The organism is Vibrio hangzhouensis (assembly GCF_900107935.1).
In the GTDB taxonomy this organism is placed as follows: Bacteria; Pseudomonadota; Gammaproteobacteria; order Enterobacterales; family Vibrionaceae; genus Vibrio; species Vibrio hangzhouensis.
The window spans coordinates 1-25,334 of sequence record NZ_FNVG01000011.1; the positions used below are offsets into that span (position 1 = coordinate 1).

The following is a 25,334-nucleotide window of genomic DNA, read 5'->3' on the forward strand; positions in this document are numbered from 1 at the left end:
GCGGTCGCTGCGGCCATTGCGCGCGCCAAAGCCCGTAAGCAAGCCGCACAGTCTGAGCCATCGGAAGCAAAGGCAGAGCCTGAATCCACGGAAAACGATCCGAAAAAAGCCGCGGTCGCTGCGGCCATTGCGCGCGCCAAAGCCCGTAAGCAAGCCGCACAGTCTGAGCCATCGGAGTCAAAGGCGGAGCCTGAATCCACGGAAGACGATCCGAAAAAAGCTGCGGTCGCTGCTGCCATTGCGCGTGCTAAGGCAAGAAAAATTGAAAAAGAACAACAAAATAAGGAGAACAACTAGTGTCGTTCTTTATTGCTAGCTCTCCACATGCTCACAGTCGTAAACGTACACCTGATCTTATGAAAGGTGTGGCGATTTGCGCTTTACCTGGTCTGGTCGCCCAAACCTATTTCTTTGGCTGGGGCACGCTTCTTCAACTGAGTTTAGCTCTCGTTGTCGGTCTACTACTCGAGGCCGGCGTAATGCTTCTGCGCAAGCGCGCTCCTGCTGCGGCATTGAGAGACTACAGTGCACTTGTAACAGCCTGGCTATTGGCGATCGCCATACCCCCTTACTCGCCTTGGTGGATTGTGGTGATTGGTCTTATTTTTGCCATTGTGATCGCCAAGCACTTGTACGGTGGATTGGGCCAGAATCCCTTTAACCCAGCCATGGTGGCGTACGTCGTTCTGCTCATTTCATTTCCGGTTGAAATGACAAGTTGGATCACACCGCAATCCGTTTCAAATGAATCCGTTTCATTCGCAGACGCATTTTCTCTGATCTTCACTGGTTTCGATATTGATGGCTACTCACTTCAGCAAATCAGGACAGGGATTGACGGCATCACCATGGCCACACCACTTGATGCATTCAAGACCGGAATAAAAAATGGCAATACCATTAGCGAAGTGTTCCAACAGCCCATTTTCGGTGGTTTGGCGGGTATTGGCTGGGAATGGGTCAATCTGGCCTACTTAGTCGGTGGGTTAGCACTACTGAAACTCAGAGTCATTCAATGGCACATCCCCCTCGCCATGCTGGCATCGCTGACGGTTGTCAGCGGTTTCTTCGCCCTGGTTATGCCCGGCCAAACCGGTTCACCGGTTATGCATCTGTTGTCGGGAGCAACGATGCTGGGGGCTTTCTTCATCGCGACTGATCCGGTTTCTGCTTCAACCACAGTAAAAGGACGACTTATTTTCGGTGCTTTTATTGGTGTAATGGTGTTCATCATCCGAACTTGGGGTGGCTTCCCTGATGGTGTTGCATTTGCCGTATTGCTGGCAAACATGTGCGTACCACTTATCGACTACTACACCAAACCAAGAACCTACGGACATTAATCATCATGTTGAACGCAATTAGAAAAAACGGCTTAACATTAGCGATCTTTGCCTGTGCATCAACGGGTGTAGTTGCGGTAACGCAATATTTAACGAAAGACCAGATCCTACGTCAAGAACGTGCTCAGCTTCAGGCTACTTTGAACGAGGTCATTCCTCATGAACTGCACGACAATGAACTTTACGCTTCATGCACTCTGGTTTCAGATCCTGCACTAGGTACTAATCAACCCCAACCGGTTTACATCGCGACGTTGGATGGGACACCGACCGCACTAGCGATCGAAAGTATCGCACCAGATGGCTATAATGGTGCTATAAAACTCATCGTTGGCATCGATAATCAGGGTATCATTTTAGGCTCCCGTGTTCTGGCGCATCAGGAGACTCCCGGACTGGGCGACAAAGTTGACCTACGTGTCAGTGATTGGGTATTAAGTTTCACAGGTAAACAGATCACTGAGAGCAATCAGGCGGAGTGGGCTGTCCGAAAAGATGGTGGCCAATTTGATTCATTCACCGGCGCCACAATCACCCCGCGAGCTGTTGTTAAAGCAGTGAAAAATACCGCTGAATACGTCAATGCAAATCGCGAGACAATCCTGAATCAGCCTCAAAATTGTGGAGGTCAGTAATGAGTACATCGAAAGAGCTACTAAAAAACGGCCTGTGGGATAACAACCCGGCATTGGTGCAATTGCTGGGACTTTGTCCACTGCTTGCTGTTTCCTCAACAGTGACTAACGCTCTTGGACTTGGTCTGGCAACGCTGGTTGTTTTGGTAGGTTCAAATGTAACCGTGTCATTGATTCGCGACTATGTGCCAAAAGAGATCCGCATCCCTGTGTTCGTCATGATCATCGCTGCGCTGGTTACCTGCGTTCAACTACTGATGAATGCCTACGCCTACGGTCTTTATCTGTCATTGGGTATCTTTATCCCGCTTATCGTAACCAACTGCATCATCATTGGTCGTGCAGAAGCATTTGCATCAAAAAACGCTGTCGCCCCTGCGGCCCTTGACGGGTTATGGATGGGGTTAGGTATGACGTCTGTATTGGTTGTACTAGGAGCCATGCGCGAACTCATTGGCAACGGCACCCTGTTTGACGGTGCAGATTTGCTGCTCGGCGACTGGGCTGCATCATTACGCATAGAAGTCTTTCAATTTGACAGCCAGTTCTTGTTGGCGCTGCTACCGCCCGGAGCCTTCATCGGAGTCGGCTTCCTAATTGCTCTGAAAAATGTTATTGATAAACAAATTGAGCTGCGTCAGCCTAAACAAGAAAAGCCACAAATAGAGCGAGCGCGTGTCACCAACTGATCACTATTCTATGCCCGAGTTTCTCGGGCATTTATTTACTGGAACCACAAAGTCAGCCAATGAACAACATAAAAAGAAAAGAAATTCTAGAAAGGCTTCGCGAAAATAATCCTAACCCGCAAACTGAACTCAACTGGAACTCACCGTTTGAGCTGCTTATCGCCGTTTTGCTCTCCGCCCAGGCAACGGACGTCAGTGTCAATAAAGCCACAGATAAACTCTACCCTGTCGCCAATACGCCCGAAGCTATGCTTAAACTTGGTGTTGATGGCGTCAAAGAGTACATTAAGACTATCGGCTTATTTAATTCGAAAGCAGAAAACGTGATCAAGACTTGTCAGATTTTAGTCGACAATCACAACAGTGAGGTCCCGGAAAACAGAGAAGCACTGGAGGCATTGCCTGGGGTTGGTCGCAAAACGGCAAACGTGGTGCTCAATACCGCATTTGGCTGGCCGACAATTGCAGTTGATACTCATATATACCGTGTTTCTAATCGCACTAAGCTTGCTATGGGTAAAACCGTCGATGACGTTGAGCAGAAGCTGTTAAAAGTGGTACCAAAAGAATTCAAACTCGATGTTCACCATTGGCTGATCCTTCACGGAAGATATACGTGTGTCGCCCGTAAACCACGATGTGGCAGCTGTATCATTGAAGACCTGTGTGAATTTAAAGAAAAAGTCTATCCAGAGAATTAAAAATTAAGGAGCAACGTTATGTCTAATGGTCGTATCCTGCATACCATGTTACGAGTAGGCGATTTAGATAAATCTATCTCATTCTATACCGATGTCATTGGTATGAAGCTGCTACGCAAAAACGAAAACACCGAATACAAGTACACACTTGCGTTCCTTGGCTTTGGTGACGAATCAGAAGGCGCGGTGATTGAACTGACATACAACTGGGGCGTTACCGAGTATGAATTGGGCAGTGCTTACGGTCATATCGCCATTGGCGTTGATGATATCTATAGTACATGTGATGCCATCAAGGGTGCCGGTGGCAACGTTACTAGGGAACCGGGCCCGGTGAAAGGGGGAACAACGGAAATCGCTTTCGTCAAAGATCCTGATGGCTACATGATTGAGCTGATCCAGAACAAGCAAGCCAGCGCTGGTCTGGAAGGTTAATAGATAAAACGCCAGCATGCTGGCGTTTTTTAGTACTATACTTCCGTTCTTCCAAACGAAATAACAACCCGCTGGTTCTTTGACTTGCCAATCGGTGAGGTATTCTCTGCGATCGGGCGTCGCTTACCGTAGCCCTGCACCTGGATCCGGTCTTTTGGCAACCCTAAAGATTCAAAGTAGTCCTGAAGGATTTGCGCTCGTGTCTCAGACAGTCGCTGGCTTTCACTTTTTGAATCTGATGAATCGGTATACGTTGACACTAGCACCAAATCGATGTCCTGGTTATATCTGATATACTCGGCAATTTGCTGCAATCGATGCTGTGAGGTCTTGTTCAACTGCTCACTGTTTCTATCGTAGTGCAGTATAGTGAATGAGATATCCTCAAAACTGTATGGCAACAAATTGGCGATGCAGTCACTAAAGACATTGTACTTCGCCTGAAACAATACCGAAGAAAGAGCCACTTCAATTCGTTCGTTACGGCTTTGCCAGTCTTGATAACTGAACGTTGGATAACGCCCTTTCTCAAGTTCACTCAGCAAGCTCCAGGCTGCCTGACCGCCAACATAACCATTAAACTGCTTAAAAAATTGTAGATTAGTGATACGATCCGCACTGTCTCCCGGTCTCCAGGGTGGCGGCATGGAGACCAGACTGACATTTCTCGTCTCCCCCATTGCTCGTCGCATCTTCAGTTCGAAATCAAGATTAATTTTTTTACTAGCTCTGGCGATAAACTCCGCATCACCAAAATTAGGAATAGGATGAACTAAGCGGCACTCTAATGGGGTATTACTGACCATCTCCCATTGAGATTGGGTCGGTGTTGCCACATACCGTTTTTCCATTGCCGCCTGTACCGCTGTAGGAAGCAATACTGGTAATAATGATAGTGTAAATAAGGCTTTTAATTTCATTAACTTATGGCAACTCTATAGTAAAACGCGTTGCGGCATTGTATTGCCGCTCTCAACGTCAGAGGGATCTTCATATTCAGTTAAGCAAAAATCCCGCCAAGTTCTTGATGAATTGAACTCGGTGTTTCACTGACGATTTACTCTTTCTATCATGCTAATTTCTCAGCACTACTGCAGCTTTGGCTGCGAAACGACCGCCAGATACAGCGAATCTTGCATTAACCCCGAAATTAAATGCTTTGTTTGGTTTTTTAAACCGAAAGAATCTGCAATAATGCTGCGTTCGTCACACTAGAAAACTCTAAAATGTCTGTAGAAAACGAAGCTCTCACTCTAAAAAAGCGATTCCGAGGCTATTTTCCTGTCGTTGTCGATGTGGAAACCGCTGGGTTTAATGCTAAAACCGATGCACTGCTTGAAATCTGTGCTGTAACCCTAAAAATGGATCAGGACGGCAACCTGCAACCTGCTTCGGTTTTACACTACCATGTTGAACCCTTTGAAGGTGCCAACCTCGAAAAAGAAGCGCTAGAGTTCAACGGCATTCGTGACCCCTTTAGCCCACTTCGTGGCGCGGTTTCCGAACAGGAAGCACTTAAAGAGATCTACAAAGTCATTCGAAAGGAGCAAAAGCTACACGACTGCAACCGTGCAATCATGGTGGCGCATAACGCAAATTTCGATCACAGTTTCGTCAGTGCGGCGAACGAGCGTGCCAAACTTAAGCGCGTTCCTTTTCACCCGTTTGCAACGTTCGATACTGCCACATTAAGTGGTTTGGCCTACGGACAAACGGTATTGGCAAAAGCTTGTAAAGTCGCAGGAATGGAGTTTGACAATAAAGAGGCGCATTCAGCTCTTTATGATACTCAAAAGACGGCTGAGCTGTTTTGTCGAATTGTTAACAAATGGAAAGCACTCGGTGGCTGGCCTATTGTTGACGACAACCAAGAATAAACCAAACACAACTTTTTAGAGATTATTATGAATCCTGTCGTTATTTCCGTTTGCATTATGCTGGTTCTGGCATTAATGCGCGTTAACGTTGTCGTTGCGTTAACCTTTAGTGCCATCGTTGGTGGTGTTGTATCTGGAATGTCTCTTACCGAAGCGGTCAGCGCCTTTGAGGGCGGCCTTGGCGGTGGTGCAACGATCGCACTTAGCTACGCGATGTTAGGCACGTTTGCCGTGGCTATTTCAAAATCCGGCATTACTGATTTGCTGGCTCAGAATGTGATTAAACGTATTCACGGAAGAGAAAGCTCTGCCGGAACTACCGGACTCAAGTATGCAGTTCTGGTTGCACTCATTTTAGTGACTATGTCTTCGCAGAACATTATCCCTGTTCATATCGCCTTTATCCCTATTTTGATTCCACCTCTACTGGGCGTATTTGCTAAGCTAAAACTGGATCGCCGTTTGATCGCCTGTGTGCTGACCTTTGGTCTTGTTACACCTTACATGGTTCTTCCGGTTGGCTTTGGTGGTATCTTCCTAAACAACATTCTGCTAAAAAATCTGCATGAGAATGGTCTGGAGTCGGTCACCGCAGCTCAAGTACCCATGGCGATGTTGCTGCCTGCTGCTGGTATGATCACAGGTTTGCTACTCGCCATTTTCTTCAGCTATAGAAAACCTCGTGAGTATGCAGAAACGGAACTTACTCATGTTGATGAAGAACCTTCTCACATCAACAGAAAGAACATTATGGTTGCTGTAGCGGGTATTGTTGCTGCGCTAGCGGTTCAGCTGACTTCCGGCTCAATGATCATTGGTGCTTTGGCAGGTTTCATGGTGTTCACTTTCGGTGGTGTCATTGCATGGAAAGAGACTCAGGATGTCTTCACTAAAGGTGTCCACATGATGGCCATGATTGGCTTTATCATGATCTCTGCGGCTGGCTTTGCAGCGGTAATGAAACAAACCGGCGGTGTTGAATCACTGGTTGAAGCGCTAGCTACCAGTATTGGTGACAACAAGCCGCTTGCGGCGCTTCTGATGCTGGTTGTTGGCCTACTGGTCACTATGGGCATTGGTTCATCCTTCTCAACCATCCCTATTATCGCGACGATCTATGTACCACTAGCTATTGCTTTTGGCTTCTCTCCAATGGCAACGGTCGCTTTAGTGGGAACAGCCGCCGCTCTGGGAGACGCGGGGTCTCCGGCCTCAGACTCTACATTAGGTCCAACATCTGGTCTGAACGCAGACGGCCAACACGAACATATCTGGGAAACAGTGGTGCCAACCTTTATCCACTACAATATCCCACTCATTGTGTTTGGTTGGATCGCCGCAATGGTTCTTTAAAATGGTTCTTTAAACCTACAGACACAAAAAAGGCTTGGTCAAACCAAGCCTTTTTTTACAACTGCTGAAACGAGTTACGCGTCACCTTGCTCCGCATTGCGTGCAGCGGCTTCTTTGATGATCGGTTGCAGTTCGCCCTTCTGGAACATCTCTACAATAATATCACAACCACCAATCAGCTCGCCTTCTACCCATAGTTGAGGGAACGTTGGCCATTGAGCATACTTTGGTAGCTCAGCACGGATATCTGGGTTTTGTAGAATGTCTACATACGCGAATTTTTCACCACAAGCCATCAGTGCTTGAGCTGCCTGTGAAGAAAAACCACAGCTAGGCAATTTAGGAGAACCCTTCATATAGAGAAGAATTGTGTTTTGCTCAATTTGCTGTTTAATTTTATCGATCGTTTCCATTGCTTCCTCGAAATGCTTGTACTGCGAATGTGTTCACATTCTAGCGAATCGCCACAGAATAAAAAGCACATTAATATTGTGGTTATACTATTGTAGCTATGATTGGATTTGGATAGCTTAAACTAATCACTTACACAATTCATCACAATAAATTTGTCACCGCCCCCTTTTAATAAAGTAAAAACTTGCTAAAATGGCTTACAGTCAGTCAAAACACGACTCAATAAAAATATTTTGGAAGCAATCAAGGGTTAAAACCCGCTAATAATCAATGGAGAAGCGAGCAATGGCATTCGAACTACCAGCACTTCCTTACGCGAAAGACGCTCTAGAACCACACATCTCAGCTGAGACACTGGACTTTCACCACGGTAAGCACCACAACACTTACGTTGTAAAACTAAACGGTCTTATTCCTGGTACTGAGTTTGAAGGCAAAACTCTAGAAGAGATCGTGAAAACTTCATCTGGTGGTGTTTTCAATAACGCAGCGCAAATCTGGAACCATACGTTCTACTGGCACTGCCTGGCGCCAAACGCAGGTGGCGAACCAACAGGTGCAGTAGCAGATGCTATCAACGCCGCGTTTGGTTCATTTGAAGAATTCAAAGCTAAGTTCACGGATTCTGCTATTAACAACTTTGGTTCTTCATGGACTTGGTTAGTGAAAAAAGCGGACGGTTCTCTAGATATCGTTAACACGTCTAATGCAGCGACACCTCTAACAGAAGAAGGTGTTACACCACTGCTAACAGTTGACCTTTGGGAACACGCATACTACATCGATTACCGCAACGTGCGTCCAGACTACATGAACGGTTTCTGGGCACTGGTTAACTGGGCATTCGTTGAAGAAAACCTAGCAAAATAATTGCTCGCAGTTGTGAGAATTGAAAAAGGCCTGTTTACAGGTCTTTTTTTTGTCTCATTGCAATTAAAGCACTAAAGCCCGCCCCTACACTGCCGATACAGTCTCTGTAACGAGAGGTATTTATGCAGATTCATAGCTTAGACAAAGCACAATTAGTCAACGAACTACAATGTGGGACATCGCTTAATCGCGCCGTCGAACAGGGTAGACGTGCCGACTTTGCTCTAATGCTTTCGATGTTTTCCCATGACTGTCGTGAGACTACGGTGATCGAAGACATAGATACCCAACAGACTGATGAAGCGCTACTGAGAAAGCGCTTTGATGTACCGACAGCACAAAAATTACAAGGCCTGTTGGACGATTACCAAACCTCAGCTGCAATCGCTAATCAATTTTACAATGGTGGCCTCGCCAGCGCTAAGCTCCAACATTACACTGTGCCTGAGCCGTTAAACTATGCACCGATCGACACCCACGGCCTGAATGAAGAGGTTTATCAAAACCTGTCTGGCCACACTCGCAGGCAGCTTACAGAGCAAGGCGTTCTGAAACCTGGCGTCGATGCTTTATACAATCAGCTTTCAACCGCTTATCGTAAAGACACACTATCAATACGTCTTTGATTGGGGCTAATACGCGCTTTCTAATGTAAGCAATGCGTTTATTCCGTACTTTATGTGATATGTTGCAAAAATAGGCTGATAAGTCCTCTCCCTTCTTCGAAAACTTGATGTTATTCACATTAGATTCACAGTTTTTCTACCAAGTTATTATCTAGGGGAACGGTGAATAGCCAATATTATCCGAAGCCGTCAAATTCGGGGTAACTATGATAATTAAGAATTCGGTAGTACTGATTACTTCGGCAGGCACTAGCCTGGGGGCAATGATTGCATTGCACTTCACCAGGTTAGGGGCTAATGTCGTGCTGTGTGATACAGACGAGGCGGCGCTTAGGTCGACCTATCTACGCTGTAAAGATGTAGCGGGTAACGTAGATATGGTTCAAATCCATGAACTGTCGCTGGAATCCATTGAATCATTATTTGATAAGGTAGAGGCGAGACTTGGTCGCAGCCCTAACGTTCTGGTAAACCATTGGACATCTCTACCACGGCAATCGCTGACCAATGGACATAAAGGGGCACAGTTTATCGCCCAGTTTTCCATGCTCGCATCGAGCTTATTTCTATTTGGGCAAGTCGCGGCTGAGCGCATGTCTAAAACCCACTCAGGCGTAATTGTAAATGTCGTCGCTCAAGAGCCTGATCAACACTACAGTGATTTGGATAATACTACGTCAATGGTGACGGGTTTTACTAAAAGTTGGGCTAAAGAGCTCAAACCGCACAACATTCGTGTGGGTGGTGTCATACCTGTCAGTGATCACAGTTATAACGTTGCAGCCAACTGGTCGCAGATACAGGATGAACTCACTCGAACCACAGAATACATTGTCAGCAATGATTATTTTAGTGGCCGTGTCGTCAGCGCAGAAGCGTAGTTCGAGAGCATGTCATTTTGGACTAGAGGTCCAAGCCTGTAAACGAAGAAAGCCCCCTCAAGTGAGGGGGCTTTTATCTTTTCCCGATTTAGATTTCGTGCTAGCGAAAATCTACAACTGAATTAAGCTTCAGCTTTCTCTTTTTTAGCTTTAGCCGCTGGCTTAGCTTCTTGATCTTCTTTCTTCTTGATTACAGTCGTGCCTTCGAAAGTTTCACCTTCAACGAATGCTTTACCGTAGTAAGAAGCTTTTAGAACTTCTTTAAGCTCAGAGATTAGAGGGTAGCGTGGGTTCGCACCAGTACATTGGTCATCGAACGCTTCAACCGCTAGCTCGTCAAGCTTCGCTAGGAAGTCAGACTCTGCTACACCTGCAGCTTGGATAGAAGCTGGGATGTCTAGGTTTTGCTTAAGCTCTTCCATCCATGCTAGTAGACGTTCAATCTTCTGAGCAGTACGGTCACCAGCTTGGCTTAGGCCTAGGTGGTCAGCGACTTCAGCGTAACGACGACGTGCTTGTGGACGGTCGTATTGAGAGAACGCAGTTTGCTTAGTTGGGTTGTCGTTAGCGTTGTAACGAACAACGTTAGAGATTAGTAGTGCGTTCGCCAGACCGTGTGGTAGGTGGAACTCAGCACCAATCTTGTGAGCCATAGAGTGACAAACACCTAGGAATGCGTTCGCGAATGCCACACCAGCGATAGTTGCTGCGTTGTGTACTTTTTCACGAGCGATTGGGTCGTTTGCACCATTCGCGTAGCTTGATGGTAGGTACTCTTTTAGCATCTTAAGTGCTTGTAGAGCCTGACCGTCAGAGTATTCGTTCGCTAGAACTGAAACGTAAGCTTCTAGAGCGTGAGTTACTGCATCGTAACCACCGAATGCTGTTAGAGACTTAGGCATGTTCATAACAAGGTTCGCGTCAACGATAGCCATGTTAGGAGTTAGCTCGTAGTCAGCTAGTGGGTACTTAGCACCAGTCTCGTCGTCTGTAACAACTGCGAATGGAGTAACTTCAGAACCAGTACCAGATGTTGTAGTGATACATACAAGCTCAGCTTTTTGACCCATTTTAGGGAACTTGTAGATACGTTTACGGATGTCCATAAAGCGCATTGCAAGCTCTTCGAAGTGAGTTTCTGGGTGCTCGTACATTACCCACATGATCTTAGCAGCATCCATTGGAGAACCACCACCTAGAGCGATGATTACGTCTGGTTGGAAGCTTTGCATTGCTTCAGCACCTTTCTTAACAACAGATAGCGTTGGATCCGCTTCTACGTCGAAGAAAGTCTGAACTTCCATGCCTTGAGCTTTAAGTAGCTTCACTACTTCATCGCTGTAACCGTTGTTGAATAGGAAACGGTCAGTTACTAGGAATACGCGCTTCTTACCTTCTAGGTCGCTAAGAGCGATTGGAAGGCTACCACGACGGAAGTAGATAGACTTAGGTAGTTTGTGCCACAACATGTTTTCAGCTCGCTTCGCTACAGTTTTCTTGTTGATTAGGTGTTTAGGACCTACGTTCTCAGAGATAGAGTTACCACCCCAAGAACCACAACCTAGAGTTAGAGAAGGCGCTACGTTGAAGTTGTAAAGGTCACCGATACCACCGTGAGTAGTCGGGATGTTTACAAGGATACGTGCAGTCTTCATCTTGTCACCGAAGTAACGGATGCGGTCAGCGTTAACGTCTTGGTTTGTGTACAGACCAGATGTGTGACCGATACCACCGATTTCAACCATAGTTACCGCTTGAGCAACTGCATCTTCGAAGTCGTCAGCACGGAATAGACCTAGAGTTGGAGATAGTTTCTCGTGAGCAAATGCGTCGTCGTAAGAAACTTTGCCTAGACCTTCACCAACTAGAACTTTAGTGTCAGCTGGAACTTTAACGCCTGCCATCTCAGCGATTGCTGGAGCTGGTTGACCTACGATCTTAGCGTTTAGGTTGCCGTCGATTAGTAGTACTTTACGTACTTTCTCAGCTTCAGCTTTGCTTAGAACGTATGCTTTGTGAGAAGCGAAACGCTCTTTAACTTCGTCATATACAGAGTCAACAACGATTGCAGCCTGCTCAGAAGCACATACTACGCCGTTATCGAACGTTTTAGACATAAGGATAGAAGCTACTGCACGTTTGATGTCAGCAGTTTCGTCGATAACTACAGGAACGTTACCTGCACCTACACCGATTGCTGGCTTACCAGAAGAGTAAGCTGCTTTAACCATGCCTGGACCACCAGTCGCAAGGATAAGAGCGATGTCGTCGTGCTTCATAAGAGCGTTAGAAAGCTCTACAGATGGTTGGTCGATCCAACCGATGATGTCTTTTGGAGCACCCGCTGCTACTGCTGCATCTAGAACTAGTTTAGCTGCGTCGTTAGTAGAGTTCTTTGCACGTGGGTGTGGTGAGAAGATGATACCGTTACGAGTCTTCAAAGAGATTAGAGATTTGAAGATTGCAGTAGAAGTTGGGTTAGTTGTTGGTACGATACCGCAGATGATGCCTACAGGCTCAGCGATCGTCATAGTGCCCAGGTTATCGTCTTCTTCAAGAATGCCGCAAGTTTGCTCGTCTTTGTATTTGTTGTAGATGAACTCAGACGCAAAGTGGTTCTTGATAACTTTATCTTCAACGATACCCATACCAGACTCTTCTACCGCTTGTTGTGCAAGAGGAATACGAGCTTGGTTAGCTGCTAAAGATGCTGCGCGGAAAATTTTGTCTACTTGCTCTTGAGAGTAAGTTGCAAATTCTGCTTGTGCCGCTTTAACGCGTGCAACCATTGCATCTAGTTCAGCCATATTTGTTACAGGCATAATGAATCTCCTAAAATAAAAAAACTAAAAACTTTTTAGTAAGTCAGCTGTTTTCGCTAATGAATCACTCGTTGTTAGCACAACTCTACTTAGTAAATTGCTTTCATGGCTGAGTATAATATTTCATGACGTGAAAATAATTGACTCAGATCAGTTCTGAAAAGTAATTTACCTACTAAGTAGTAACGCCTAAGGATTATCACACTTAAACAGCTGATTAATAAGCAATTTTTAAAGTAAAATACTTAGGTTAAAAATAGAGCAAACGAGCAAATCTTTTAAATAAACTACAAATATCTGTAAAAAAGTTTCATTTTTGAACAGATAAAACAAGTGAAACGCCCTGTTCGTGCTACAACTAGTATATCTTGGAACCCCCTCAAAGCCACTCACATCACACTTTTTTATCGAAAACGTGCTGATGATAACAAATACGAAACACCTTCTGGTTGGAGTCTAGTCTTTGATTGAAATTTTTTTTCACATCTTGTTCATAACTGCGATGCAGGTCGATAGACATTAGTTTTATTGTGGTTAATTAGCGACATATCTTTAGATTTTTTCATTCGCTTATCCCTTTACGTTAGCGTACATTAGCGGCTTCAAACATAGACTCCAACGAGTCACCCCTGTCATCACATTTCGCTATGAGTGTTGGAAAATGAGTAGCATTGAATTTGCCATTTACTTGCAGTTTTTTCTTGGTTTAGTCGCTGCGGTTAACCCAGTAGGTATCATGCCCGTGTTTGTATCCTTAACCGGCCACATGTCACCAGAAGACAAAAACAAAACAGCCGCCACAGCAAACATTGCCGTTGCTGTCATATTGATTACATCTCTGCTTGCAGGACAGGTGTTATTAGATATGTTCAGTATTTCGCTGGATTCATTTCGCGTTGCAGGGGGGCTGCTGCTACTGAGCATCGCGTTTTCGATGATGTCGGGTAAGTTAGGTGAAGATAAACAGAATAAACAAGAGAAATCCGAATACGTCAGTAAAGAGCAAATTGGTGTAGTGCCCCTGGCCATGCCGCTTATGGCTGGTCCGGGTGCAATTAGTTCTACTATCGTCTATGGAGCCCGCTACCCTACCATGGTGGAAACGGTTGGCATCATCATCAGCATTATTGTCTTTAGCTTATGTTCATGGATGTTATATCGTTCCGCACCATTAATCGTAAGATTCCTCGGGCAAACAGGCATCAACGTGATCACGCGTATTATGGGTCTGATCCTTGGCGCCCTTGGCATCGAGTTCATGGCTAATGGCTTAAAAGCACTGTTCCCGGGACTGGCTTAGCGCCTTGTTAAACTGGTCTCTTCCACAATGAGATGAGACCATCTTTCTTTCCTGAGTTATACTGATTGTAGTGTCCACCACCAATATCTTGTTATGGAAAACAATCAGTTAAAACACCAGCTCTATATTGTCATTTTTGGGACCCACACACGCGCCGGCCGAATCTTTGACATAGCTCTGATCATCGCCATTCTGCTGTCTTTGACCGTACTTATCCTACATTCCATTGAGGGCTTAGCGACCGAGTGGGATGATGTATTCCAAAAGCTTGAGTACCTATTCACCGCGCTCTTTACCGTAGAGTACCTGCTTCGTTTGTACTGTTCACCCAAACCCAGAGCCTACGCTTCAAGCTTTTATGGCGTCGTTGATCTGCTTTCGATTCTGCCTACCTACTTAGCGTTACTCTTCCCTTCAGCCTCTTTCATGGGGGTAATACGACTGCTGCGTGTCATGAGAATCTTTCGTATCCTTAAGCTGGTGCGCTACCTGCAGGATTCCAATATCCTGTTGCGCTCACTACTCATGTCTCGTCGCAAGATTTTCGTTTTCTTTAGCACTGTCGCGATACTCGTGACCATATTTGGTGCATTGATTTATGTAATTGAAGGGCCTGAAAATGGCTTCACTAGTATTCCACAAAGCATCTACTGGGCGATTGTGACCATCACCACTGTGGGCTACGGCGATCTGGTACCTAGCACGCCACTTGGTAAAGCTATTGCCTCACTCACTATGCTACTGGGCTACTCTATTCTTGCCGTGCCTACGGGTATCATCACTGCCGAACTAAGCCAGGAAATCAATACGCATCGTAATCTGGTTAAATGTCCAAATTGCTCGAAAACAGGACACGAAAGTGATGCCTTACACTGCAAACACTGTGGTAGTGAACTCGCGGCCCCAGATGAACGAGTGGTCATCGAAACCAAAGCCGATTAGCAGATAGCAAAAAGCCCTCTACATGAGAGGGCTTTGGGTTGAACTAAGCGTTCGATTTAGCCTGCTTTCTCTGCAAGGATGATACGAAGCGTACGGCGTAGTGGTTCAGCCGCACCCCATAACAATTGATCACCTACGGTAAATGCATTCAAGAAGTCATCACCCATTGCCATCTTTCTCAAACGACCAACCGGGATCGACATCGTACCCGTCACTTTCGCCGGAGTGAGTTCCTGAGCGGTAATGTCACGCTCATTAGGGATCACTTTCACCCAATCATTATGAGTTGCGATAATCTCTTCGATTTCATCCATTGGTACGTCTTGCTTAAGCTTAATAGTCAGTGCTTGAGCGTGGCAACGCATTGCACCGATACGAACACATGTACCGTCAATGGCAATTGGATTGCCATCGGTACCCAGAATCTTGTTCGCTTCGACACCCGCTTTCCACTCTTCTTTGCTCTGACCATTATCACGCTTCACGTCAATCCAAGGGATGAGTGAACCGGCTAGCGGTACGCCGAACTGATCGGTAGGGAATGCTGAAGAGCGAATCGTGTCCGCGACTTTGCGGTCGATATCGAGAATAGAGCTAGCAGGATTAGCCAGTTCAGAAGACACCGCATCGTTAACCACACCCATTTGTGAAATCAGCTCGCGCATGTTCTTAGCACCAGCACCTGAAGCGGCCTGATAAGTCATCGCACTCATCCATTCCACCAGCCCTTTTTCGTACAGGCCACCAAGGCCCAATAGCATCAAGCTTACGGTACAATTACCGCCAACAAAGGTGTTAGTTCCTTTAACAAGCCCATCCTGAATTTGAGTCAGGTTCACTGGATCTAAGGTAATGATTGAGTCTTTGTCCATACGGAGAGTAGAGGCGGCATCAATCCAATAACCTTTCCAGCCTGCCTGGCGCAACGCTGGATATACCTTTTCAGTGTAACTACCACCTTGACAGGTAATAACCGCATCCAGCTGTTTCAGGCTGTCGATATCAAATGCATCTTGAAGTAGACCGGCGTCTTTGCCGAAGTTTGGGGCAGGAATACCTACTTGAGAAGTACTGTAGAATACTGGCTCAATAACGTCGAAGTCTTTCTCTTCAACCATACGCTGCATCAGAACCGAGCCGACCATGCCGCGCCAACCAACTAAACCTACTCTCATTGAATTACTCTCCGTGTGAATTAAAAAAAGGCTTCCCCATCTATAAAATTTTCCGAGCCATAACACAAGAGTAAATTGCCAATAAGTGTGTTTTTTTTAACTAGCCCAACCAGTTTGAGCAATTATCAGTGAGCAACATGATAAAAAAGCCCCAAAAAGGGGCTAAATATGAATCAGGCTTCATTTTTTACATCTTTCGTTGCTTGCACCTTTTTACCAAGGATATAACCCAGACCAAGCGGTGCAAAAAAGATCACTAGAATGAACAAAATAAAGTACACAATAGTACTCTTTATCAGCTGTATAAGTTTTTCTAGTGCCAAGGACACAACATCTTGTGAGATCTTATCCAGATCCTGAGCAAACAGCTCGCGTTCATGGTTGACGATGAGCGCTAGCTCTTTTCGTTCCCTTTCAACCATTTTGATCAACTCTTCTCTTTCTCTCGCTACCATCTCATCAAGCGCTTGCCTTTCTGCACTTAACTGCAACAACTTGTCCTGTGTTTTGGCATCAAGATCATTCAATAAAGGTTGCAACTCGATTGCCATTTTTCGGGCCAAATCACGCATATACTGAGGATTGTTGTTCACAAAGTCCTGAAACGCTTCTGCACTCATTTGAAAGCTTTGGATGGCCCCACGGATGTCATCCCCGCTCACATTGCTATTAAGAGCAATCAATTGAGCCTTCCATGTCATCAGTTTCGGTGTCTGCTCTGACATCAAAGAGAGTCGGTCAGACACATCCGATAACGCTTCTGGCATGGTCCCGAGTGTTGTCGTGACCTCACTTTCGTCGATACCCTGAGCGTTCAGCCATTCGCGATACGCCGGAACTCGCGTAAAGGTCAGATTTTCAAAAGGATGCAGTGTTGCAAAATTATTAACAAAAGCACGGCTGGTCTCGTAATTGCCGTCTTTAAACAGCGAGCGAGCCAACTGATCGATGTCGGCACTCAATTTCTTCGATATAACAATGGCTTCATCGGTTTTAAACAGAGTTTGACCAGCACCGGACACGAAGAAGTTCTCCATCTGCAAAGTAAACACCCAGCTGTCGATTAACCCGGCAACTGGCGATACCTGATAGGCCGCTTGTTGCAAGCCTTCTTCCGCATGAATCTTCCACAACAGAACATATGACTGATGGAGGACATCCGTTTCGACATACTGAGCAGAGATAGAGTCAGCAGTTGCCTCCACCTGAGTGAAAAACTCGCGACTATACTCGCGAGTCATGAGGCGCATGTTGAGTTCTTGTTTTGTCAAAGGTGTCGTTTGACTGTCTATCTGAATCTCCAGCAGTGAGCACCCCGACAGCAACGTGGTTAATAAGATAAAAATCAAATTGCGGGTTGCGCGCAGCATATCCATTACAGAAACCTCTGATCATTAAGTGGATTTTACACTGCTATTATAAGGCTTATTCACACCAGATATTGATATTCATTATTTAATTCACCCATTTATAGTCGATGACGACAATGTCGGGTTTGCTATGTAGTCCTCTGCTGACGTTATGGCCGCTGCAAGGTGTCGGGCCAATTCCTCCAGCACATCATTTGAGACCGATTGGGTTTCTTTCAGGCTGTGCTCTGTAGCTATCGCAACATTTCTCAACTGTTCCGCAAATATACTGCCAGAAACACCCTTTAAAGTGTGGGCTATTCGAGTGGCGAGTTCAACATCATCCACCAGATGATGCTGCAGTTTTTCAGCGTCGTTTGCATGCTCGGCAACAAACACACCAAGCAATAACAACATAGATTCATGGTCACCATCTAAGGTACTCAACATCTTCTCAAAGTGAATAGCTCTTCCAACGGATTCAGATAGGGAGGGGGGCTGAAAAGCAGGGGGGGCACTCTCGGCTGCAACTCCTGCCGTAGTTGTTTGAGTCACAGTGTCCCTGTACTTTGTGTTACCCTCCGACAGGTCAACGGGTTGTGGGATTTGCGATGGTTCTGTACCAGCCTGTGGTATTAACCGTGAACCATCAACCTCATCCAGAGAAGAAAAAGAATGCCGATAAGACCGAGAATAACGCCACCCTAGTAGCGTCAGAGTCCCTACCAGAATCAAACTCAGTAGAGAGACCATAAACAACTGTTGATTAACCACCTGCTGTGACTGCCCCTTACGCTGTGAAAGCTCACGAATCACAGGATGGTTCACCACCCTCTCTACCAAAAAGTTTGTATTGGCTGCTCGAGACAGCAATACCGAGGCTTGAGAATTCAACGACAACAACTGCTGTCGGTCTGGTTCGGGCAACTGATAGGACAATCGCTGGACTTCTTCCAGTTTCAGATAAACGTGGCGCGGCTCTATAGATTCATTAAATAGCGTATCCAACACGATAGAAGAGAGTTCATTACTCAGAGTCCTTCCCGCTAGCGTCAATGAAGGCGTTTTCTCACTGATGTTAGCAATGAACTCATCCAGACGTGTTTCATCTTTTGCCAGCAGGGTTGCCTGCTCCACAAACCGTTCTAGTAGGTACACAGTATGGGTTACGTCAGATAGCAACTCCGACTGGTTCAACGCTTTTAATTGCAGGGCTTGCGCATGAAGTAACTGAATATCCAGTTCTATTTGAACAGAAAACTGGGAACGGTAGGGCTGAGCAAGAAAGAGGGTTTGTTGCAGTTTATTGATGCTGGTTGAAATCTCATCGATCAAGTGATTGGTTTTTTCTTCTTGTGTTGCAATATGAAGAATGAGCACTATCCCCAATGCCCAGGCAGCGGTTGTCGTAGCAACGTAGATAAAAAGACGGTTGATAGAGTTCAACGACGGCTCCCCTTCCCTGATGGTTGAGTCAAAAAAGCGCTACGTCCGGTAGCGCTTGGGCATTATCGATTACGAGTCAGCTGATCTCTGAGGTTAGGAGGTGTTCCCTTAATCGTCAGAGTGTCCGTTTCCGGATCGTAAAATACACGCTCACCTAGCAACAGGCTATCAAAGCTCAGGTTAAGGCCGCCACCGGCACCGACAAACTTTGTGAGCTTACGAACAGTTGAACGATCGGCCGGAAAGCTATCTTCCAGCTCATAGCCTTGCTCTTGAGTGTAATCTAAAAAGCTTGAACCTTCATTGCTCGGCAGTTCACCGGACAACTCTTTGATCTGAACTTCATCGCCCGCCTTTAGCTGATCATTACAGTAATCATAAACTTGTTTCTTGTAGCTGACGGTTTCGTCTTTATCCAACTGAGCATCGGCGCAGAAGTCTTCAACAGCCTGCATCAGAATCGTGTTCTGTTGTTTGGTATCCAACCCGACTTCAGCTTGCAAAAAGTCCAGGAAGAAATCTGCAACTTTACGCCCTACTCTCCCCTTGATATAGGTTAGGTAGCGATTCGAACTCTTATCGAGCTCATAACTGGTTAGATCGATACGGGCGGCAATATCCATTTTAGCGATATCAAGGTAATCAATAGAGCCAATGTTAAGCCCCTCTGTGATTTGCAGGCTATTGTACGAAGGTAACAAGCCTATGAACAGGTAATCAGTAGCCAGAGACTGATACTGAGCCATTACTAGAGTTCCCGCCTCCGCGAAGGGGTACTTCGCAAGTTCGGTTTTAAGTCTCTCTGCACTGTCTTGAGAGAACGAATAAAAATCCTTGTCCCCTTTTAGCAGCTCACTCAACCAAACCTGAAAATCACTTTCATTTGTGAAGGAACCAAATCCCTTTCCAGCTTTCGAATTAAAGACGCGATGAAGCTCAGCAACCAGGCTTTCGGTAGAATTATCGTTAGGTAGTAGTGCTTCACGATAGTGAACGACCAGTTCTTCCTGCTCATTTATCGCCAACTGGTGTAAAATAACGTTAGATAGATTCAAACTCATAGTGAAATTATTATCGTTGCTGTTTCGTTTGTGATGCAGAGTAGGGTATCATAAGCCGCTTTCATTATCATTAGCAGAGTCTTTATGCCAATTACATCTAAATACACCGATCAACAAGTTGAACAGATCCTTTCAGAGGTGGCTGCCGTTCTTGATAAGCACGGTGCCGGAGCTGAGCTTTCACTTATGATTGCCGGTAATATCGCAACCAATGTCTTAAATCAGAACGTTGCTCCTTCACAACGCCAGGCAATTGCGGAAAAATTCTCTAAGGCTCTGATTTCTTCGTTAGAAACGAAAGACCAACACTAATAAATAACGGAATAAAAAACGGCAGATGGTAGACAGCGAAAACTCATATGGTGAACGAGTCTCCCGACTAGTAGGTTGGGGACATTGGTTCGCGTTCTTCAATATTATCGCAGCAATGTTGATAGGTACGCGTTATATTGCCGCCTCACCATGGCCCGACACCCTTTTCGGTCAGATCTATTTGCTGAGTTCCTGGATTGGTCACTTTGGCTTTCTGGTGTTCGCGCTTTACCTATTGGTGCTGTTTCCACTGACGTTTATTGTTCCGTCACGTAAGCTTTTCAGACTGCTTGCGGTGTGCTTTGCCACATTTGGCCTGACTGTATTGTTGATCGACACACAGGCCTACCAGTCAATTAACTTGCACTTGTCCCCTGTCGTTTGGGAATTGTTGTTTAACGATGAAAGCAGTCCGGTCAGCTCTGATTTACAACACCTGTTTATCGTTTTACCCCCAATATTCTTAGTTCAACTCGCTCTGTCTGAATGGGTTTGGCGCAAGCAGCGTAAGTTGTCACACAAGCATGTCGGCCGTCCTCTGGCAGCACTGTTCTTCGTTTGTTTCATTGCCAGCCACTTGATTTTTATCTGGGCTGACGCGTTTTTCTACAATCCAATCACAGTTCAGAAAGCCAATTTCCCGCTTTCCTATCCAATGACGGCGAAGTCATTTATGGAGAAACATGGTCTGTTGGACAGAGATGAGTATCTGAAGAAGCTTAAAGAAAACGCAGATGGCATTGATCTAGTGAACTACCCGCTGAGCGAAATCGAGTTTAACCGCCGCTCTGAGAACCTGAATGTATTGGTGGTCAGTATCAATAATTTACGTAGCGATATGCTATCGGCAGAAACAATGCCAAGCAGCTACGCTTTTGCCCTGAATAATCAAAACTTCATCAACCATTACAGCTCGAGTAACGATGACTTTGGTGTGTTCGGACTGATGTATGGACTGCCAAGTAGCTATGCGAGCAGCATAAAAGCACAGGGCAGCGAACCTCTGTTTCTGTCGATTCTGAAAGACCAGGGCTATACCTTTAAGCTCTACAGTGGGGATAACTTTGCTGACGACCTGTACACTGAAACAATTTTCCGCAAGTTCCCGCTCGTCGACTTAACCAAAGCAGACCGTGATAGCACCTCTTCTCTGACCACAGTTTCCGACAGCGCCGCTATCGAGCAGTGGAAAGCAGACATAGAGGCATCTTCCAACAAGCCTTGGTTTAGCTACGTAGAATTGACGACAGTAGATAATTTCAATATTTATCAGCCAACAGCACCAAATTTGTCCCCAGAACAACAGTTTATTTCGGCCTATTCCGCTGCAGCAACCGCCGCTGACGGTGAGTTTGCTAAAATACTGCAAACCTTGGTGGACCAAAAACTGATGGACAAAACCATCATTGTTCTGACGTCTAACCACGGTACCGAATTCAATGAGACTAAGACTCGCAGCTGGGGATCCAATACCAACTACAGTCAATACCAACTGCGTGTTCCTATGGTCATTCGCTGGCCAGGTAAACTGGCTGCGGACTATACCCATATGACTAGCCACTTAGATTTGTCTGTTACCCTCATGCAGGATTTGAGTGGGGTCTCGACAAACGCGAAAAACTACAGTAGTGGTAGAAACCTGTTTGACGAACGCAAACGTAAGTGGGTCATTGCCGGTGATACGCGCGAATTAGCGTTGATCACTGACAAAGATACTACGGTGGTTGATAAATTCGGCAACTACAACCTTTATGATCATAACTATAACAAGTTAGATGATAAGAATCCCAAACTGCCGATTTTAATGCAAGGTTTTACCGAATTGCAGCGTTTTTATGCAAAAAGTCAGTAAATCAAATATTTAATGCTATTTGAGTCTTGACCAATATATTTGACTGGTTTAGATTAAACCCATCGGACTGTAGCGCAGCTTGGTAGCGCACCGTCATGGGGTGTCGGGGGTCGCTGGTTCAAATCCAGTCAGTCCGACCATATTTAAGCCCCTAGTGAAAACTAGGGGCTTTTTACTAAAGATATGTTTAGTTTTTGGACACCCAACCCTCTAATTTGACTCAACTGCTTATAATTACAGCAAACGAACAAAATAGGGGTTTACAAACAGTAAGATGCCCATTACTATGCGCATCAACAACGGAGAGATGGCTGAGTGGTTGAAAGCACCGGTCTTGAAAACCGGCATACGTTAATAGCGTATCTAGGGTTCAAATCCCTATCTCTCCGCCACATTCTGAAAAGGCCGCTACTATGTAGCGGCCTTTTTGCATTTCTGGCTATCAATTGATGGATGCTACTTACATCGGCTTCCAAAACTTCCCACAGGCCTAACAAGCCTGTTGAGATATCCTTTAGCCTATCACTTCGCTTGGTACTGATAACCTGCATTTTTCACCGGATAACAAGGCAAATATACCTCGCCGTTCAACAACGCGATTGTAGAACTCGTTGCGTTTTATGCCACCTACATTGAAGGGAAAGTAAAATATTGTTCAGGAAGGGTAAAGCTCAGACGGGTAGGTTTGATAGTAGAGGAATGCTTTTTCTGTCACGGAAAACAGAAAACAAAGCTCGAAAGACAGAAAAACAATCAGCAATTGATATGAATGTTGCTCAGCCGTCACTGAGCAATTCTATCTAATTTTCAGCACTAAGCGGCAGGTTGTTCGACAACTTCGAGTGCACCCTGCTCTGCTGAATCACTGTTTGCCAATTGCTCCGCTTCCATTTTCGCACGCTCAGCCTTAGAGATGTAGCGGGGTTTGTTTTTACCTGCACCGTTCTTTTTGGCATTGGCTTTTTTCATGCGAGCTTTGTGAATTTGATTAATTTTCTTTTTGCGGTTCATCAGTTGGTACCTTGCTGTCTTGCTGAGGGGCTGCATAATACAGATCCTGAGCAATTTAATCTAGGTGGTTAACGTCGTCTTGGTCTCCCTGAACATAACTGCCCAGATGCGTTGAGAAACGCTGCTGCTCAACAAGTGGCAGCAACACCGAAACCAAATCAGCGGGGAAAACCTTGTACTGCTCGAGTTCATCGATATCCACCCAGCTCACTTGTTGTATATAATCAGCATCATTAAGTCCATGAAGATTACCAAGAGAGAGTTCACCCCGCCACGAGTCGATTAAGTAGAACAGTTCTACATGATAACGGTCACTGGATGTCTCATGAAACTCTCTGACACATATCAATGGCCCCACTGACACTTCCAGCCCTGTCTCTTCTCTGAATTCACGTACAAGCGCACTCTTTGTCGTCGCATCCGTATCCTCCAGACCTCCTCCTGGCGGAATCCAGTACTCGCCAGAATACTCGTCTGCCACCCTAAGCATCAGTATCTTATTATCTCTAACTGCAATCCCTGCAGCACGGATCCTGTGTTTCATTAACGATTCCTCAATTGATAGGCCGCATCGATCAATGACATATGGATCGGCACTAACTGTTCGTGGTTGGAGCGATAACCACCCCCCACAACACACGCAACAGGTATTCCTCCTCGTTCACAGCTTGTAAGCAACCAAGAGTCTCGCTCGCGAATCCCCTCCAGAGTCACATCCAAATAGCCAAGCTCGTCGTGTTGATGGATATCCACACCTGCATCAAAAATCACCAAGTCAGGTTGATGAAGCCGCAGTGCCAGTTCAACCACCTGCTTAAAACTGCTGAGATACTCTTTGTCACCCGTCCCACGAGGAAACGGTACATCCAAATCGGACTCAGGCTTACGTGCCGGGAAGTTCTTGTCACAGTGCAGCGATAGGGTCACAATCTCCGGACTGTGTGTTGCCAGAGTGGCACTGCCATCTCCATGGTGAACGTCACTGTCTATGATAAGCACCTTGTCAGCCCCCAGTTCGAGGCCATGCCTGGCTGCGATGACCAGATCATTAAACAGACAAAAACCACTTCCAAAATCATAATGGGCATGATGATAACCACCACTCAGGTGAATTGACACGCCCTCCCTTAACGCAAGCTCCACTGCAAGGCAGGTTCCGCCAGCAGAAGTCAGTGTTCTTTCGATCAACCGTTCACTCCAGGGAAAACCGATTCGCCTAAGCTGAGCAGCAGGCAGGCTCCCCTTGATAAGCGCATCGACATAGTGTTCGCAGTGCACCGATTTGACCAGTTGCTCAGTCACAGGAGTGGGAGTTGCGATCACAAAGGTGTGGTTGGTTTCGCCAAGATATTTGTGCTCTATTGCCTCATAAAGCAGCCGGTACTTATTAATGGGGTAGCGATGCCCCTCCGGCAATGGCAGAGCGGAATAAATAGGATGGTAGATCAATGGAATAGGTTTATTCTGCATCTGGTGTTGTGATTTCATTTATAATGAAGTCATCTTATCGTCAGGAAGCCATTATGAAAACCGTATTCGTTACCGGAGCCAATCGTGGAATTGGACTAGCGCTGGCCAAAAAGTTTCTCGAAGCCGGATATCAGGTTCATGCCACATACCGTAGTGCCAGCAGCGCGCATGAATTGCTGTCGCTGGAAGTCAGTGAATCAAATCTCATTACCCACGCACTGGACGTCACAAACTACGAGGCAACACAAAGGCTGGCCTCCCAGTTACCCAAGCTGGATGTGGTTATCAATAATGCGGGCTACTATGGTCCTAAAGGCTATGGCTTAGGTAATACTGATGTAGATGAATGGCGCAAGGTTTTGGAGGTCAATACGATCGCTCCTTTGAAACTCATTGAAGCCTTGCATCCCAAATTGGTCGACTCCAAGATAAAGAAAATCGCCTGCTTGTCTTCCAAGGTAGGAAGCATGACCGAAAATACCTCTGGTGGCGGCTATATTTATCGCTCTTCCAAGGCTGCGCTGAACTCTGTAGTGAAGAGTCTGAGCAATGACTTATCCTCACAAGGTTTTACCGTATTAGCTCTACACCCTGGTTGGGTACAAACAGAAATGGGTGGGCCAAATGCCTTAATCTCAACCACCGAGTCGGCAAATGGTTTGTTTCAGGTGATAGAGCACGCGGCTATAGAAGATTCGGGGCGCTTCATTAATTACAGCGGCGAAACGCTTCCCTGGTAAACCGATATTGCCCAGTAGCTGTACAGAAGC

The 25,334-nt window shown here is 45.9% G+C and carries 25 protein-coding genes, 2 tRNA genes and 1 pseudogene; 18 read left to right on the forward strand and 10 right to left on the reverse strand.

The annotated features are described in order from the left end of the window. From C4S60_RS12130 to gloA, 6 genes and pseudogenes are all read left to right on the forward strand, one after another. Positions 1–297 (forward strand): annotated as a pseudogene (locus C4S60_RS12130) (electron transport complex subunit RsxC); the annotation flags it as partial. After that, complete coding sequence (gene rsxD, locus C4S60_RS12135; protein WP_103880619.1) at positions 297–1,343, forward strand: electron transport complex subunit RsxD; 1,047 nt, start codon at positions 297–299, stop codon at positions 1,341–1,343. The pseudogene C4S60_RS12130 and the gene rsxD, both read left to right, overlap by 1 nt. Positions 1,344–1,348: 5 nt before the next feature. Beyond that, positions 1,349–1,978, forward strand: a complete 630-nt coding sequence (gene rsxG, locus C4S60_RS12140; protein ID WP_103880620.1) for an electron transport complex subunit RsxG — start codon at positions 1,349–1,351, stop codon at positions 1,976–1,978. Then, positions 1,978–2,667 carry an electron transport complex subunit E gene (locus tag C4S60_RS12145; RefSeq protein WP_103880621.1) on the forward strand — a complete coding sequence of 230 codons (690 nt, stop codon included), beginning with the start codon at positions 1,978–1,980 and terminating at the stop codon, positions 2,665–2,667. Before rsxG ends, C4S60_RS12145 begins: the two co-directional genes overlap by 1 nt. A 59-nt stretch (positions 2,668–2,726) precedes the next feature. Further along, positions 2,727–3,368, forward strand: coding sequence for an endonuclease III (gene nth, locus C4S60_RS12150; RefSeq protein ID WP_103880622.1), 642 nt, complete (start codon positions 2,727–2,729; stop codon positions 3,366–3,368). Positions 3,369–3,386: 18 nt separating this feature from the next. Next, complete coding sequence (gene gloA, locus C4S60_RS12155; RefSeq protein ID WP_103880623.1) at positions 3,387–3,803, forward strand: lactoylglutathione lyase; 417 nt, start codon at positions 3,387–3,389, stop codon at positions 3,801–3,803. Between the two features lie 35 nt (positions 3,804–3,838). Here the strand turns inward: gloA and motY are convergent, their stop codons facing one another. Then, a complete protein-coding gene (gene motY, locus C4S60_RS12160) occupies positions 3,839–4,723 on the reverse strand; it encodes a flagellar protein MotY (RefSeq protein WP_103880624.1) in 885 nt (294 codons plus the stop codon). 306 nt (positions 4,724–5,029) lie between these two features. Here motY and rnt point away from each other — a divergent pair, with 306 nt between their 5' ends. Together rnt and C4S60_RS12170 are read left to right on the forward strand one after the other, a co-directional pair. Next, the gene (rnt, locus tag C4S60_RS12165) at positions 5,030–5,680 is read left to right on the forward strand and encodes a ribonuclease T (protein WP_103880625.1); all 651 of its coding nucleotides are present in this window, start codon (positions 5,030–5,032) and stop codon (positions 5,678–5,680) included. 27 nt (positions 5,681–5,707) lie between these two features. After that, a complete protein-coding gene (locus C4S60_RS12170; protein WP_103880626.1) occupies positions 5,708–7,033 on the forward strand; it encodes a Na+/H+ antiporter family protein in 1,326 nt (441 codons plus the stop codon). Positions 7,034–7,107: 74 nt separating this feature from the next. On the opposite strand, the gene C4S60_RS12175 is transcribed toward C4S60_RS12170, so the two are convergent. Further along, entirely contained in the window at positions 7,108–7,446 is a 339-nt protein-coding gene (locus tag C4S60_RS12175; RefSeq protein ID WP_103880627.1) for a Grx4 family monothiol glutaredoxin, read from the reverse strand. Positions 7,447–7,732: 286 nt separating this feature from the next. Here C4S60_RS12175 and sodB point away from each other — a divergent pair, with 286 nt between their 5' ends. The 3 genes from sodB to C4S60_RS12190 all read left to right on the forward strand — a co-directional run bounded on the left by sodB (position 7,733) and on the right by C4S60_RS12190 (position 9,824). Then, positions 7,733–8,317: a superoxide dismutase [Fe] gene (gene sodB, locus C4S60_RS12180; RefSeq protein WP_042499104.1), complete on the forward strand. Its 585-nt coding sequence runs from the start codon at positions 7,733–7,735 to the stop codon at positions 8,315–8,317. A gap of 122 nt (positions 8,318–8,439) precedes the next feature. Then, entirely contained in the window at positions 8,440–8,943 is a 504-nt protein-coding gene (locus C4S60_RS12185; protein ID WP_103880628.1) for a VC2046/SO_2500 family protein, read from the forward strand. Between the two features lie 206 nt (positions 8,944–9,149). Next, on the forward strand, positions 9,150–9,824 hold the full coding sequence (locus tag C4S60_RS12190) for an SDR family oxidoreductase (RefSeq protein WP_103880629.1): 675 nt from the start codon (positions 9,150–9,152) through the stop codon (positions 9,822–9,824). Between the two features lie 122 nt (positions 9,825–9,946). On the opposite strand, the gene adhE is transcribed toward C4S60_RS12190, so the two are convergent. Next, positions 9,947–12,646 (reverse strand): bifunctional acetaldehyde-CoA/alcohol dehydrogenase, encoded by a 2,700-nt coding sequence (gene adhE / locus C4S60_RS12195; protein WP_103880630.1) that lies wholly within the window; start codon positions 12,644–12,646, stop codon positions 9,947–9,949. A 661-nt stretch (positions 12,647–13,307) separates the two neighbouring features. Here adhE and C4S60_RS12200 point away from each other — a divergent pair. Then, a complete protein-coding gene (locus tag C4S60_RS12200; protein WP_103880631.1) occupies positions 13,308–13,946 on the forward strand; it encodes a YchE family NAAT transporter in 639 nt (212 codons plus the stop codon). Positions 13,947–14,039: 93 nt separating this feature from the next. After that, positions 14,040–14,888, forward strand: a complete 849-nt coding sequence (locus tag C4S60_RS12205; protein ID WP_103880632.1) for an ion transporter — start codon at positions 14,040–14,042, stop codon at positions 14,886–14,888. Between the two features lie 56 nt (positions 14,889–14,944). Here the strand turns inward: C4S60_RS12205 and asd are convergent, their stop codons facing one another. The 4 genes from asd to yejK all read right to left on the reverse strand — a co-directional run bounded on the left by asd (position 14,945) and on the right by yejK (position 19,919). Next, complete coding sequence (asd, locus tag C4S60_RS12210) at positions 14,945–16,063, reverse strand: aspartate-semialdehyde dehydrogenase (RefSeq protein WP_103880633.1); 1,119 nt, start codon at positions 16,061–16,063, stop codon at positions 14,945–14,947. 173 nt (positions 16,064–16,236) lie between these two features. Then, a complete protein-coding gene (locus C4S60_RS12215) occupies positions 16,237–17,433 on the reverse strand; it encodes a chemotaxis protein (protein WP_167390980.1) in 1,197 nt (398 codons plus the stop codon). A 90-nt stretch (positions 17,434–17,523) separates the two neighbouring features. Continuing rightward, the gene (locus tag C4S60_RS12220) at positions 17,524–18,858 is read right to left on the reverse strand and encodes an Hpt domain-containing protein (protein WP_103880635.1); all 1,335 of its coding nucleotides are present in this window, start codon (positions 18,856–18,858) and stop codon (positions 17,524–17,526) included. Between the two features lie 62 nt (positions 18,859–18,920). After that, positions 18,921–19,919: a nucleoid-associated protein YejK gene (gene yejK, locus C4S60_RS12225; RefSeq protein WP_103880636.1), complete on the reverse strand. Its 999-nt coding sequence runs from the start codon at positions 19,917–19,919 to the stop codon at positions 18,921–18,923. 84 nt (positions 19,920–20,003) lie between these two features. Here yejK and C4S60_RS12230 point away from each other — a divergent pair, with 84 nt between their 5' ends. The 4 genes from C4S60_RS12230 (at position 20,004) to C4S60_RS12245 (ending at position 22,475) form a co-directional block, all read left to right on the forward strand. Then, positions 20,004–20,231, forward strand: a complete 228-nt coding sequence (locus tag C4S60_RS12230) for a YejL family protein (protein WP_103880637.1) — start codon at positions 20,004–20,006, stop codon at positions 20,229–20,231. Positions 20,232–20,256: 25 nt separating this feature from the next. After that, on the forward strand, positions 20,257–22,083 hold the full coding sequence (locus C4S60_RS12235) for a DUF3413 domain-containing protein (RefSeq protein ID WP_103880638.1): 1,827 nt from the start codon (positions 20,257–20,259) through the stop codon (positions 22,081–22,083). A gap of 63 nt (positions 22,084–22,146) precedes the next feature. After that, positions 22,147–22,223 (forward strand) — tRNA-Pro (locus C4S60_RS12240). 161 nt (positions 22,224–22,384) lie between these two features. Next, a tRNA-Ser gene (locus C4S60_RS12245) sits at positions 22,385–22,475 on the forward strand. 421 nt (positions 22,476–22,896) lie between these two features. Here the strand turns inward: C4S60_RS12245 and C4S60_RS12250 are convergent. Genes C4S60_RS12250 through C4S60_RS12260 form a run of 3 tightly spaced genes read right to left on the reverse strand, consistent with a single transcriptional unit; the run spans position 22,897 to position 24,582 of the window. Next, positions 22,897–23,094 carry a DUF2986 domain-containing protein gene (locus tag C4S60_RS12250; protein WP_103880639.1) on the reverse strand — a complete coding sequence of 66 codons (198 nt, stop codon included), beginning with the start codon at positions 23,092–23,094 and terminating at the stop codon, positions 22,897–22,899. A 55-nt stretch (positions 23,095–23,149) separates the two neighbouring features. Further along, on the reverse strand, positions 23,150–23,638 hold the full coding sequence (locus tag C4S60_RS12255; protein ID WP_103880640.1) for an NUDIX domain-containing protein: 489 nt from the start codon (positions 23,636–23,638) through the stop codon (positions 23,150–23,152). Next, positions 23,638–24,582: a histone deacetylase family protein gene (locus C4S60_RS12260; RefSeq protein WP_244183093.1), complete on the reverse strand. Its 945-nt coding sequence runs from the start codon at positions 24,580–24,582 to the stop codon at positions 23,638–23,640. The genes C4S60_RS12255 and C4S60_RS12260 overlap by 1 nt, the downstream gene beginning before the upstream one ends. A gap of 35 nt (positions 24,583–24,617) precedes the next feature. On the opposite strand from C4S60_RS12260, the gene C4S60_RS12265 reads away from it, so the two are divergent. Further along, positions 24,618–25,304, forward strand: a complete 687-nt coding sequence (locus C4S60_RS12265; protein ID WP_103880642.1) for an SDR family oxidoreductase — start codon at positions 24,618–24,620, stop codon at positions 25,302–25,304. The last annotated feature ends 30 nt before the right edge of the window (positions 25,305–25,334 follow it).

What these genes read in the sequence shown, in the direction of transcription:
- rsxG (WP_103880620.1), top strand. Translation starts at nt 1,349, where the DNA reads ATGTTGAACGCAATTAGAAAAAACGGCTTAACATTAGCGATCTTTGCC.
- C4S60_RS12145 (WP_103880621.1), top strand. Translation starts at nt 1,978, where the DNA reads ATGAGTACATCGAAAGAGCTACTAAAAAACGGCCTGTGGGATAACAAC.
- nth (WP_103880622.1), top strand. Translation starts at nt 2,727, where the DNA reads ATGAACAACATAAAAAGAAAAGAAATTCTAGAAAGGCTTCGCGAAAAT.
- gloA (WP_103880623.1), top strand. Translation starts at nt 3,387, where the DNA reads ATGTCTAATGGTCGTATCCTGCATACCATGTTACGAGTAGGCGATTTA.
- motY (WP_103880624.1), bottom strand. Translation starts at nt 4,723, where the DNA reads ATGAAATTAAAAGCCTTATTTACACTATCATTATTACCAGTATTGCTT.
- rnt (WP_103880625.1), top strand. Translation starts at nt 5,030, where the DNA reads ATGTCTGTAGAAAACGAAGCTCTCACTCTAAAAAAGCGATTCCGAGGC.
- C4S60_RS12170 (WP_103880626.1), top strand. Translation starts at nt 5,708, where the DNA reads ATGAATCCTGTCGTTATTTCCGTTTGCATTATGCTGGTTCTGGCATTA.
- C4S60_RS12175 (WP_103880627.1), bottom strand. Translation starts at nt 7,446, where the DNA reads ATGGAAACGATCGATAAAATTAAACAGCAAATTGAGCAAAACACAATT.
- sodB (WP_042499104.1), top strand. Translation starts at nt 7,733, where the DNA reads ATGGCATTCGAACTACCAGCACTTCCTTACGCGAAAGACGCTCTAGAA.
- C4S60_RS12185 (WP_103880628.1), top strand. Translation starts at nt 8,440, where the DNA reads ATGCAGATTCATAGCTTAGACAAAGCACAATTAGTCAACGAACTACAA.
- C4S60_RS12190 (WP_103880629.1), top strand. Translation starts at nt 9,150, where the DNA reads ATGATAATTAAGAATTCGGTAGTACTGATTACTTCGGCAGGCACTAGC.
- adhE (WP_103880630.1), bottom strand. Translation starts at nt 12,646, where the DNA reads ATGCCTGTAACAAATATGGCTGAACTAGATGCAATGGTTGCACGCGTT.
- C4S60_RS12200 (WP_103880631.1), top strand. Translation starts at nt 13,308, where the DNA reads ATGAGTAGCATTGAATTTGCCATTTACTTGCAGTTTTTTCTTGGTTTA.
- C4S60_RS12205 (WP_103880632.1), top strand. Translation starts at nt 14,040, where the DNA reads ATGGAAAACAATCAGTTAAAACACCAGCTCTATATTGTCATTTTTGGG.
- asd (WP_103880633.1), bottom strand. Translation starts at nt 16,063, where the DNA reads ATGAGAGTAGGTTTAGTTGGTTGGCGCGGCATGGTCGGCTCGGTTCTG.
- C4S60_RS12215 (WP_167390980.1), bottom strand. Translation starts at nt 17,433, where the DNA reads ATGCTGCGCGCAACCCGCAATTTGATTTTTATCTTATTAACCACGTTG.
- yejK (WP_103880636.1), bottom strand. Translation starts at nt 19,919, where the DNA reads ATGAGTTTGAATCTATCTAACGTTATTTTACACCAGTTGGCGATAAAT.
- C4S60_RS12230 (WP_103880637.1), top strand. Translation starts at nt 20,004, where the DNA reads ATGCCAATTACATCTAAATACACCGATCAACAAGTTGAACAGATCCTT.
- C4S60_RS12235 (WP_103880638.1), top strand. Translation starts at nt 20,257, where the DNA reads ATGGTAGACAGCGAAAACTCATATGGTGAACGAGTCTCCCGACTAGTA.
- C4S60_RS12250 (WP_103880639.1), bottom strand. Translation starts at nt 23,094, where the DNA reads ATGAACCGCAAAAAGAAAATTAATCAAATTCACAAAGCTCGCATGAAA.
- C4S60_RS12255 (WP_103880640.1), bottom strand. Translation starts at nt 23,638, where the DNA reads ATGAAACACAGGATCCGTGCTGCAGGGATTGCAGTTAGAGATAATAAG.
- C4S60_RS12260 (WP_244183093.1), bottom strand. Translation starts at nt 24,582, where the DNA reads ATGAAATCACAACACCAGATGCAGAATAAACCTATTCCATTGATCTAC.
- C4S60_RS12265 (WP_103880642.1), top strand. Translation starts at nt 24,618, where the DNA reads ATGAAAACCGTATTCGTTACCGGAGCCAATCGTGGAATTGGACTAGCG.